This is a genomic window from Aeromonas sp. ASNIH8, assembly GCF_002919855.1.
GTDB lineage: Bacteria > Pseudomonadota > Gammaproteobacteria > Enterobacterales > Aeromonadaceae > Aeromonas > Aeromonas caviae.
This window is the reverse complement of the sequence record NZ_PQLN01000165.1, coordinates 1-5,144: the sequence shown is the minus strand read 5'-3', so window position 1 is coordinate 5,144 and position 5,144 is coordinate 1. Positions and strand designations below refer to the sequence as shown.

Annotated in this window: 3 protein-coding genes and 2 pseudogenes; 2 read left to right on the top strand and 3 right to left on the bottom strand. The window is 66.7% G+C overall.

Annotation, left to right across the window (positions count from 1 at the left end; genetic code table 11):
- Positions 1 to 455 (top strand): annotated as a pseudogene (locus tag C3418_RS22690) (heme anaerobic degradation radical SAM methyltransferase ChuW/HutW); the annotation flags it as partial.
- Between the two features lie 60 nt (positions 456 to 515).
- On the opposite strand, the gene xseA reads toward C3418_RS22690, so the two are convergent.
- A complete protein-coding gene (gene xseA / locus C3418_RS22685; protein ID WP_052815262.1) occupies positions 516 to 1,877 on the bottom strand; it encodes an exodeoxyribonuclease VII large subunit in 1,362 nt (453 codons plus the stop codon).
- 108 nt (positions 1,878 to 1,985) lie between these two features.
- Positions 1,986 to 2,885: a DMT family transporter gene (locus C3418_RS22680; protein ID WP_052815263.1), complete on the bottom strand. Its 900-nt coding sequence runs from the start codon at positions 2,883 to 2,885 to the stop codon at positions 1,986 to 1,988.
- A 365-nt stretch (positions 2,886 to 3,250) separates the two neighbouring features.
- Here C3418_RS22680 and C3418_RS22675 point away from each other — a divergent pair, with 365 nt between their 5' ends.
- Positions 3,251 to 4,927 carry an alpha-amylase family glycosyl hydrolase gene (locus C3418_RS22675; RefSeq protein ID WP_373873935.1) on the top strand — a complete coding sequence of 559 codons (1,677 nt, stop codon included), beginning with the start codon at positions 3,251 to 3,253 and terminating at the stop codon, positions 4,925 to 4,927.
- 25 nt (positions 4,928 to 4,952) lie between these two features.
- On the opposite strand, the pseudogene tnpA reads toward C3418_RS22675, so the two are convergent.
- Positions 4,953 to 5,144: pseudogene (tnpA, locus tag C3418_RS22670) on the bottom strand (IS200/IS605-like element ISAs26 family transposase); the annotation flags it as partial.

The following is a 5,144-nucleotide window of genomic DNA, read 5'->3' as shown; positions in this document are numbered from 1 at the left end:
TGATTGTCAACTGGGTCGCCCGTCGGCAGGGGCAGATGGGGTTAGAGAGAGGGGGCACCATTCACGGCCACGGCCTGATGCAGGGGCGGGATCTGGCCGCCTGGCACGAGGCGCTGGCCGAAGGGCGACGCCCCCCAGGCATGGTGATGGGGCAGACCCCCGATGTGCGCATCGACGGTCTGCTGCGGGGAGGCCTGGACGCGGGCTGGCTGGATCTGACGTGCCTGCCTGCGCCGCTGCGGGCCCATTTGCTGCCGCTGTTCGAGCGCTGGCAGGCGCACGGACTGGCCGAGCTCGGTCAGGAGCGCCTTGAGCTCACCCTGGCGGGACGCTTCTGGAACGTCAATCTGCAGGCCGGGCTGTTTGAATACGTGCAACGCAACCCGCTGGCGGGGGAGCAGGGGGGCGCCGGGTCATCCGGCAACCGGGCGGCGGTACACCCCACCTTGGTGTAGAGGGTGGGAGAGGGAGGTGAAGTGCAGTGCAGCGGGGGCGCCATGAGTGCCCCCGCTGGGTTAGGGGTTGTGCACCTCTTCCACGCGCACCCGCAGCTGGCCCTCGGCCAGGGTGGTGACCAGGGGCTGGCCGACGTTCACCTGAGCGGCGCGGCTGATCACCTCGCCGGTCGGGGTGCGTACGATGGCGTAGCCGCGTCCCAGGGTGGCCAGCGGGCTGACCCCGTCGAGGCGTGCGCTCAGCATGGCGAGGCGGTGTCCGGCCACATCCTGGCGCCGGGCAATCAGGGCATGGAGCCGCTCCTCCGCGAGCTGGTGGCGGCGCTTGCCGGCGGCCAGCAGCTTCTCGGGGCTTTTGGCCTGCAGGCGCAGCTCAAGATTGGCCAGGCGTCGCTCCCCCTGATGCAGGCGGCTTGCCAGCAGTTGCTGCAGGCGGGCGGACAGCTCGTCGAGGCGCTGGGACTGCTGCTCCAGCCGGCGCTTGGGATCCTGGTGGTCGAGCCGCTTTTGCAGCAGGGCGAAGCCGTGGCGGGCGGCGGTCTGGTGGCGGTTCATGGCCTGGGTGAGCCGCTGGCGCAGGTGCACGAGGCGCTGGGCGCGGGCACTCCTGTCCGGCGCCACCAGCTCGGCGGCGGCGGAGGGGGTGGGGGCGCGCAAGTCAGCGGCAAAGTCGCTGATGGTGACGTCAACCTCGTGACCCACGGCGCTCACCACGGGGATGGCGGAGCCGTGGATGGCACGGGCCACCGCCTCCTCGTTGAAGCACCAGAGATCCTCCAGTGACCCGCCGCCGCGCCCGACGATGAGCACATCCACCTCGGCGCGCCGGTTGGCAAGCATGATCGCCGAGACGATCTGGGCGGTGGCGGCGCTGCCCTGCACCAGGGTCGGGTAGATGAAGACGGGCAAGTCCGGGGCGCGGCGGCGCAAGACGGTCAGCATGTCGTGCAGGGCGGCGCCGGTGGCCGAGGTGACCAGACCCACGGCGCGGGGCTCGCGGGGCAGGGGGCGCTTGGCCCCCTCGTCGAACAGCCCCTCGGCCCCGAGGCGGCGCTTGAGCTCCTCGAAGCGCAGGGCCAGCATGCCGTCCCCGGCGGGTTGCATCGACTCGATGATGAGCTGATAGTCGCCCCGGGGCTCATAGAGGGAGACCCGGGCCTGCACCAGCACCTGCATGCCGTCCTGGGGGCGGAACGGCACCCGGCGGTTGTTGCCCTTGAACATGGCGCAGCGCACCTGGGCCGACATGTCCTTCAAGGAGAAGTACCAGTGGCCCGAGCTTGGCATCGCGAGGTTGGAGAGCTCCCCGGTCAGCCACACCAGCCCCAGATCCTGCTCCAGGATCATGCGCACGGCGCTGTTGAGGCGGGTGACGGTAAAGATCTGCTGCTTGTTCTGGCTGGATTGGTTGAGCTGATTCAAGGCTGGCCCTGCTGTGGTGTCCGCCGGGGCGGGAGAAACGATGGGGGCCATCTTACCCCAGTTGTGCCCATCTGCCGAGCCATGGGGCCCGACAGATGAGGCTTTGCCCTACTCCTGCGCCCTGGCCGGCTTGGCGTGGCTGGTCACCAGCCAGACCGCGAGGCAGACCACGGCGCCGCCGAGCACGAAGCCGCCGGTGAGGGTTTCGCCAAGCACCAGATAGCCCCAGAGGATGCCGAACGGCGGGATGAGGAAGGTGACCGTGAGGGAGCGCAGGGGCCCGATGTCGGCGATCAGCCTGAAATAGAGCAGATAGGCGAAGGCGGTGCAGAGGAGCCCGACCGCCAGCACGCTGGCCCAGACCCCAGGCTGGGCCCAGTCGACGGCGGGCCCGCTCGTCAGGCTGTAGCCGAAGAAGGGGAGCAGGAAGAGGACGGCCCCGATCTGGCTGCCGAAGGCCACCAGCTTCGCGTCCAGTCCGCCCCGCTCGGTGATCCAGCGCCTCGTCAGGAAGCCAGCGCAGCCGTAGCAGGCGGTGGCGATGAGGCAGGCCAGCACCCCGATGGCGAGCTGACCGCTCAGGTCGACCTCCCCCGTGGTGGTGATGAGCCCGATGCCCACCAGCCCCAGCATGACCCCGGCCCACTTGCGCAAGGTCAGCTCCTCGTGAAAGAAGGAGAAGCCAATGAGGGCCCCCATCAGCGGCGTGGTGGCGTTGAGGATGGCCGAGTAGCCGGCGGGCAGCCAGAGGGCCGCCACGGCGTACATCAGGAAGGGCACGCCGGAGTTGATGATGCCGAGCACCATGATGGCTTTCAGCTTGCCGTGAAACTGCATGGGGGTGCGCAGCAGCAGGAGCATGGCGGCGAGCCCGACGAGGGCGAAGAAGACCCGCAGGAAGGTGGTGTTGATGGAGCCGAACGCCGGCGCCGCGATGCGCATGAACAGGAAGCTGGCGCCCCAGATGGCGGCCAGCGCCAGCAGCCTCCCATAATCCGATGGTCTCATCGTCTCTCCTTGAATGAGCCGCCCGGTGCCCGGGATGGCAAGGGCGGCCCTGCATCATGGCGGCAAGAGCCCCCAATGGCAACGGCGCCGTGCAGAGCGCTGATCCTACCCCCCGATACGGCCGTCACGGGGAGCGCCTCTCTATCCTGGGAAGTTCGACCCCATGCCCAGAAATGAAAGCGCTATCAATCACATACAGCTTATTTCCTGGTCTATGGCGGTCACATTTCGCACCTTATGGCCACGAATCGACCACGGCGACTTCTAGACTGGTCGGGCTCATCTGAAGGCGGGACGTCGCGGATGGGGGAATGCCGGGGCACACCGGCATCACACACAACACAATGAAAAACAAAGGACTATCAATGGCTAGATGGATACTCGTGGCCGGAATGTTGGGGACCATGATCACGCCGCCCGGGATGGCGGCGGAGTGGTTCTTCCGGGGCACCGCAAATGGATGGGCGGCGACCGCCATGGCGTCGACCGACGGCGTCAATTTTGAAACCTGCCAGCGCTTCGTGAGCGGCGACGCCAGTGGCGGGCCGCGCTTCAAGATAGACAGGTACGGCAACTGGCAGCAGAGCTACCCGGCGGCCGACTACGGGGTCAATGCCAACACGGCGTACCAGATCCGCATCAAAGCCACGACCCAGGCGGTGAGCACGACGGCGGTCGCCAGTTGCGAGGCCTCGGGGTTTGCAAGCACTCTGCCGCAGCTCAATGTGCGCGGCACCTTCAACGGCTGGGCCAGCCTCCCCATGACCCTGATAGGGGATCACCTGTGGCAGGCCGAGGCCTACATGGATGGCAAGGCGAGCCAGCGCCTGAAGTTTGATCAGGCCGGCGACTGGGCCATCAACTTCGGGGACAGCAACGGCGACGGCGACATCTTCTGGAACGGCACCGGCACGGTGCGCATCCAGGTCAATGACCAGACCCTGGCCTACAGCATCGTGCCGCTTGGGGATGACAACCAGCCGCCGCTTGCGGTCATCACCCCGGGGGGCACGGTGAACGTGGCCCAGGGTGCGGCGCTCACCCTGAGCGGCAGTGACTCCACGGATCCCGACGGTCAGATAGCGAGCTATCTGTGGAGCAGCGGCGAGACCACGGAGAGCATGGTCGTCAACACGGCACAGACGGGCACCTTCACCTATGGCCTCACGGTCACCGACGATCAGGGGGCCAAGGGCAGCAGCAGCGTGAGCGTGGTGGTGGCCGCCGGACAGAGCGGCGACAGCTGGTACTTCCGCGGTACCCCCAATAACTGGGGTCTCACCCCCATGACAACCGAGGATGGCACCACCTTCTGCACCGAGCAGGCGTTTGGCAGCAGCAACCCCCGCTTCAAGATTGACCACAAGGGGGACTGGACCGAGGCCTATCCTGCCCAGGATTACCTGGTCAGCGCCAACACCCGCTATCGCATCTGCTTTGACAGCCAGCGCAAGGTCGTTGAACTCGAGACCCTGGCGGGGGCAGATGTGCAGGCCCCCACGGTGACCGCTACCCCGGCGCCGGGGAGTTATGTGGACAGCCAGTCCATCACCCTGGGAGTGAGCGACGATCAGGACGCCGCCCCCGCCGTGCATTTCACCACGGACGGCAGCCAGCCCACCACGGCGTCGGCCTGTTATGCAGGCCAGCCCCTGGTGGCGAACGACAAGGGGAGCGGCACGGACCTGGTGATCCGCACCCTCGCGGTGGACGAGAGCGGCAACCAGCGGGAGCAGCGCTTCGAGTACCGTATCGGCGAGCAGGGGGTGGCGAGCGGCGATTTTCGCGCCGAGAGCATCTACTTCCTGCTGACGGCCCGCTTCTATGACGGCGATGCCGGCAACAACTACCATAACCGGGATCGCTACAAGGCGGGGGATCCCCAGTGGCGTGGCGACTTCAAGGGTTTGATCGCCAAGCTCGACTACATCAAGGATCTCGGCTTCACCGCCATCTGGGTGACGCCGCCGGTGGAGAACCGCTCCGGCCTCGACTACCACGGCTACCATCTTAAATGCGAAAGGGGACTCCCTCCGACGTAGGTGGGAGGGGAATTTCGCCGGGGCGTCAGCCCCGCTGGTTTTGAATGTATTGCTTGATCACCTCTAACGGCGCACCGCCGCAAGAGCCCGCAAAGTAAGAGCGTGACCAGAGTACGGGTTTGCTGTAAGCACCCCTCAAGTCCAGAAATTCATTACGCAGTCGCCTTGATGTGACCGCCTTTAACGAGTTCACCAGCACCGATAGCTGCACTGTTGG

Bases quoted from the DNA above. Each gene is read 5' to 3' on its own strand.
- C3418_RS22675 (WP_373873935.1), top strand. From the start codon at position 3,251: ATGGCTAGATGGATACTCGTGGCCGGAATGTTGGGGACCATGATCACG.
- C3418_RS22680 (WP_052815263.1), bottom strand. From the start codon at position 2,885: ATGAGACCATCGGATTATGGGAGGCTGCTGGCGCTGGCCGCCATCTGG.